Origin of the sequence: Streptomyces beijiangensis (assembly GCF_017315755.1) — a bacterium.
GTDB lineage: Bacteria > Actinomycetota > Actinomycetes > Streptomycetales > Streptomycetaceae > Streptomyces > Streptomyces beijiangensis.
In genome coordinates this window covers 1-5208 of record NZ_JAFLRJ010000651.1, presented here as the reverse complement: position 1 = coordinate 5208, position 5208 = coordinate 1, and the positions used below count along the sequence as shown (strand labels likewise).

Annotated in this window: 2 protein-coding genes and 2 pseudogenes; 1 reads left to right on the top strand and 3 read right to left on the bottom strand. The window is 68.2% G+C overall.

The window, feature by feature from the left end; genetic code table 11:
• Positions 1–20: 20 nt before the first annotated feature.
• The 3 genes and pseudogenes from J0695_RS37945 to J0695_RS37935 form a co-directional block, all read right to left on the bottom strand.
• Positions 21–452 (bottom strand): annotated as a pseudogene (locus tag J0695_RS37945) (DUF5655 domain-containing protein); the annotation flags it as partial.
• A 579-nt stretch (positions 453–1031) separates the two neighbouring features.
• Entirely contained in the window at positions 1032–2366 is a 1335-nt protein-coding gene (locus tag J0695_RS37940; protein WP_206969380.1) for a class I SAM-dependent RNA methyltransferase, read from the bottom strand.
• Positions 2367–2469: 103 nt separating this feature from the next.
• Positions 2470–4518, bottom strand: a complete 2049-nt coding sequence (locus J0695_RS37935; protein ID WP_206969378.1) for an APC family permease — start codon at positions 4516–4518, stop codon at positions 2470–2472.
• Between the two features lie 391 nt (positions 4519–4909).
• Between J0695_RS37935 and J0695_RS37930 the strand changes: the two are divergent.
• Positions 4910–5208 (top strand): annotated as a pseudogene (locus tag J0695_RS37930) (hypothetical protein); the annotation flags it as partial.

Genomic DNA, 5208 nt, shown 5'->3' with positions numbered 1-5208 from the left:
CGTCAAAGCGGATCAAGCCCACTGCGCCGGTGCTCACGGACCGCGTGCACGTCGTAGCGCGTGAAGTCGCCGGCGATACAGATCAGCCGCGGTCCGCTCCAGAGCACCTGGGCCGCAGCCGTCGCCCCGAGCCGGTCGCGGACCAGGTGCTCGAACTCGCGGCGGTGGTCCATCAACCACGAGAGGTAGAACAAACCCTGGTGGATCACTCCCGCATCAGTCGAACGTTTGTACTCCACGGTGACCGGCGACCCGTTCTCGTCGAGCCCCAGGGAGTCGATCCGACCGCCGTGTACCGGTCCGGTGCTGTACTCACTCGCCAGGAACCGGACCCCCAGCAGCGTCTCCATGTGCGCCTCGACGACGCCCTGCAGATCCGCCTCGACGGCAGCAAGATGCGGCGTGACCTCGGTCATGCCGTTTTCTGTGTTGAACAGCCTCAGGCCCGACACCTTCCCCTCCTCGGCTCCGAGATCACCAACGCCAAGCGGGTCCGGTTTTGTTTCCGCGAACGCCATCGGGACCGTAAAGGAAGTCTGTGAATGGATCGCTCGACCGCGCCAACTCGGCGCCCCCAGAACTCCCGCCGCAGGACCCTCCGGGGCCCTCTCCGACATCCAGCACCAATCCAGCACGGTGCGGGTGATGAGGGGTGACGAGAGGTGACGAGGGGTCAGATTATCCAGCACCTATCCAGCACGGGAAAAACCTAAGGGCCCGACTCCGAAGAGTCGGACCCTATTTGACCTGCATGTTTGCCAGATCAACGACGTGGTGCTATGTCACCCGCTACACATTGAAGCGGAACTCCACCACCACCAAGCAGTACCGCTCAGCACCACAAAATTCCCGGCACCTTGCCACATCCGAGCAGCCAGGAGATCGTCTGACCAGCGCTGCGATGCGCCTGATGACCCATCAGAACGAGCGTCAAATGAGCGTCAAAACGCCTCGCGGGGCGTCATTTCAGCGTCAAGATATCGCCCGTAACGCCCACAGTGCACATTACGCACACCACCCGAACCTGCAGGTCAGACCGCCTTTGCGATCGGCTCCAGGATCGCGACGCACTCCACGTGGTGCGTCATCGGGAAGAGGTCGAACGCCCGCAGGACGCGCACCTTGTAGCCGCCCTCGCGGAAGTACGCCAGGTCCCTGGCGAGCGCCGCCGGGTCGCAGGCCACGTACGCGATGCGGCGTGCGCCGAGGGCCGCCAGCTGCTTGACCGTCTGCTTGCCCGCACCCGCGCGCGGCGGATCCAGGACGATCAGGTCGGTCTCCTTGATGCCGGTGCGGGGCAGGACCTGCTCGACCTTGCCCTGCTCGATGCGGACGCGCGGCATGTCCTGGAGGTTGTGGCGGGCGTCCTCGCAGGCGCGCTTGGACGTCTCGATGCCGAGCACCGCGCCCTTCTCGCCGAGGCGCTCGGCGATGGCGCCCGCGAAGAGGCCGACGCCGCAGTAGAGGTCGAGTGCCATCTCGCCCTTGCGCGGCATCAGGCCCTGCATGACCGCCTTGATCAGGGTGTACGCGGCCTGCGGGTGGACCTGCCAGAAGCCGCCCATGCCCACACGGTACGTACGCTCGTCGGCCCGCTCGCGCACGAAGGGGCGGCCGTGCACACGGTGCACCCCGCCGTCGTGCTCCTCCACGCGCAGGACCGAGACCGGCTTGTCGAGCTCGACGATCGGCAGGCGGCCGCCGGGGAGCGGGGTGAGGACGACCTGACGGTCGCCGGAGCCCGTGGCGGAGATCGCCTCGATCGAGGCCAGCTGCGGCCAGGTGCGCTTCTCGATGCCCAGCTCGGTGACGCCCGGCGCGGCGATCATGCAGTGGTCGATCGGCTCGATGTCGTGCGAGCGGTGCTTGCGCAGTCCGGCGCGGCCCTCGGAGTCGATGGCGTACTGGACGCGCGTGCGCCACGCCGGGACCTCGCCCGCGGGAAGCTTGTCGCCCTCGGCCGGCATGACCGTGCCGTCCCAGCCCGCCTCCTCGGGGGTCAGGCCGGCGAGGCGCAGCAGCTGCTCGGCGATGACCTCGCCCTTGAGCCGGCGCTGGGCGCCCGGCTTGGCGTGCTGCCAGTCGCAGCCGCCGCACTTGCCGGGGCCCGCGTAGACGCAGGGCGCCTCGACACGGTCCTTGGAGGCCTCGATGATCTTCACCGCGTCGGCGCGCAGGAAGCGCGAGTCCTCGGCGCCGTCGGTGACGCGGGCGACGATCTTCTCGCCGGGCAGCGCGTGGCGTACGAAGAGGACCCGGCCGTCCTGGGTGCGGGCGATGCAGTGGCCGCCGTGTGCGACGGGGCCGACCTCGACCTCGTACTCCTCCCCGACCAGCGAAGACTCAGTTGCGTTCGCGTTCTGCATGGTGGGGTGACTCCAGAGGTAAAAAGAAAAGCGGCCGGACAACGACCCACCAGTCTACGTGGGTGTTCTCCGGCCGCTCGCCAACCAGACGGGGGGGCTGGGGTCAGCTCTTGTTGGTCGGCTCCTTGGGGCGCTGGTTCACCGGGCCGCGGCGTACCGAACCCGGGGCGTTCCACTCGGCCCGCCGCCGGGCCCGCATCCTTGCGGCCTCGGAGGACTCCAGCTGGTACGGCACCGACGTCACCATCACGCCCGGAAGGAAGAGCAGCCGGCCCTTGAGCCGCAGGGCGCTCTGGTTGTGCAGGAGGTGCTCGTACCAGTGCCCGACCACGTACTCCGGGATGTAGATGGAGACCACGTCCCGCGGGCTCTCGCGCCGCAGGCCCTTCACGTACTCGATGATCGGCCGGGTGATCTCGCGGTACGGGGAGTCGAGGATCTTCAGCGGGACGTTGATGCCCCGCCGCTCCCACTCCTCACGGAGCGCCTTGGTCTCGGCCGCGTCGACGCTGATCGAGAGCGCCTCCAACTGGTCGGAGCGCATCAGCTTGGCGTACGCGAGGGCGCGCAGCGTCGGCTTGTGGAGCTTGGAGACCAGGACGATGGAGTGCACCCGGGAGGGGCGCACCGTGTCGTCGGAGGGGACATCGGGGGCGGCGATCTCCTCGGAGACCCGGTCGTAGTGCTTGCGGATCGCGGACATCGTTCCGTAGAAGATCACCATGCCGAGCAGGGCGACCCAGGCGCCGTGCGTGAACTTGGTGGCCAGGACGACGACCAGGACCAGGCCGGTGAAGAAGGCGCCGAAGGTGTTGATCGCGCGCGAACGGATCATGTGGCGGCGCTTGTTGGGGTCGGTCTCGGACCGCAGGTGGCGGTTCCAGTGGCGGACCATGCCCGTCTGGCTGAGCGTGAAGGAGACGAAGACGCCGACGATGTAGAGCTGGATCAGCCGGGTCGAGTCGGCGCCGTAGATCACTATCAGCAGCACGGCGGCGCCTGCCAGCAGCACGATGCCGTTGGAGAAGGCGAGTCGGTCGCCACGGGTGTGCAGCTGGCGCGGGAGGTAACGGTCCTGCGCGAGGATCGAGCCGAGCAGCGGGAAGCCGTTGTACGCGGTGTTGGCGGCCAGGAAGAGGACCAGCGCGGTGGCTGCGGCGAGCACCACGAAGAGGAACGAGCCCTTGCCGAAGACGGCCTCCGCGACCTGCGAGATCACCGGGTTCTGTACGAAGCCCGAGCCGACCGCGGTGCCGTTCTTGAGCAGGTCGGTCGCCGGGTTCTCGGCCATCTTCACGTCGGTGGTCATGGCCAGCGCGATGATGCCGCAGAACATGACGACGGCGAGGCTGCCCATGAGCGCCAGCGTGGTCGCGGCGTTCTTGCTCTTGGGCTTGCGGAAAGCGGGGACGCCGTTGCTGATCGCCTCGACGCCGGTGAGCGCCGCGCAGCCGGAGGAGAAGGCGCGCAGCAGCAGGAAGACCAGGGCGAATCCGGCCAGGCCGCCCTTCTCCGCGTGGATCGAGAGATCGGCCGTCGGGGCCTTCATGTCGTCGCCCGCGATCAGCCCGCGGTAGGCGCCCCAGGCGATCATGATGAAGACGCCCGCGACGAAGATGTAGGTCGGGATGGCGAAGAGCTTCCCCGACTCCTTCATCCCGCGCAGGTTCAGCAGGGTGAGGAGCACGACGATGGCGACCGCGCAGGACACCTTGTGCTCGACGACGAAGGGGATCGCCGAGCCGAGGTTCTCCACGCCGGAGGCGATCGACACGGCCACCGTGAGGACGTAGTCCACCAGCAGTGCGCTGGCCACGGTGAGCCCGGCCTTGGGGCCGAGGTTGGTGGTGGCGACCTCGTAGTCACCGCCGCCGCTCGGGTAGGCGTGCACGTTCTGCCGGTAGGACGCCACCACGGTGAACATCAGCACCACGACAGCGACCGCGATCCACGGGCTGAAGTGATAGGCCGACACACCCGCGATGGAGAGTACGAGCAGCACTTCTCCCGGGGCGTACGCCACCGAGGACAGAGGGTCGGAGGCGAAGACGGGAAGTGCGATGCGCTTGGGGAGGAGCGTTTCTCCCAGCTTGTCGCTGCGCAGGGCCCGGCCGATCAGGATCCGTTTGGGCACGTCGGTCAGTTTGGACACGCAGAGGATCGTAAGCGTTCGATATGGGTGCCGCCCACCCACCACCCACTTATCGCTGCGAAACCTTCCGCTCCCGTTGTCCGGCGGGTCCGCGGCGGGTCACCCGCCGGTGCCCCTCGGAGACCGCGGCCCGGGAGGCGGCCCGGGAGGCGGGCCGGGACGCAGGCCGTGCCCGGGAGCGCGTCGGGCCAGAGGCCCAACTTCGTTTCTTGTTCAACTCATTGACACGCGTCAGCAACGGTCATAGCTTTCCCGCCGAAATCACTGGCGCTCCACCGTATGCCGCAGCCACTTCCTCGCCATCCGCGTTCAAGGGGTGAACACAGGCATGTCGTTGGCACGTGTAAGTGACGCACACCATGACGTCCAGATTCAGAAGGAGTGACGGCTCATGCCCGACATCGTGTCCCGACGGTCTGCCCTGCGTCTGCTGGGCGGCGCCATCGCGGTGGCCGCAGCGGCCACCACCGGACTGCCTTCCGCATCCGCCGCGTCCGGGGCGGCCGCCGCTTCCGGGGCGGCCGCCGCTTCCGGGGCATCCACCCCGTCCGGGCCCGCCGCCGGCCGCCGCGTGGAGTCGCTGCTAGCCCGGCTCACCCTCGACGAGAAGCTCACCTTCCTGCACGGGGCCACCGACCCCCGGAATCTCGGCCAGGCCGGTTACATCCCCGGGATACCCCGCCTCGCCAT